Here is a 310-nt window from a genome sequence, read left to right as displayed (position 1 = left end):
ATCCCGGCTTCCAGCAATCGACTGACCTGCATATCAGTCGACTGGTCTCTGGTGCTGACACGTGCATAGCCATAAATCATTGCACACCGCCAAAGACATGCAGGGCTGTCACTCTGTCCGCAAGGAAATAGCGGGCCAGATAATCTCCCAATGCATAATCATCAGGAAAGTAGCTCTTCAGGACAGAAGCACAGCTACAATCAAGGTCACGATTGAAATAGGACAGGTGATGTTTGCCATCCCCCTTTATGATTTCAATGTCCCTTAAAACGCCTTCCAGAAAAGCCACTATGAAAACGGATAACTGGTC

General features: G+C 47.7%; 1 protein-coding gene. It reads right to left on the bottom strand.

Features of this window, described 5'->3' with window-relative positions; all coding sequences use genetic code 11:
• Positions 1 to 76: 76 nt before the first annotated feature.
• Positions 77 to 310: hypothetical protein (locus tag HK26_RS13570; protein ID WP_180539573.1), on the bottom strand; the 234-nt coding region annotated here is incomplete at its 5' end.

It is taken from the genome of Acetobacter okinawensis (assembly GCF_002153655.1).
In the GTDB taxonomy this organism is placed as follows: domain Bacteria; phylum Pseudomonadota; class Alphaproteobacteria; order Acetobacterales; family Acetobacteraceae; genus Acetobacter; species Acetobacter okinawensis_A.
Note: the sequence above shows the minus strand (reverse complement) of the source record. Positions and strands in the feature narration are given on the sequence as shown.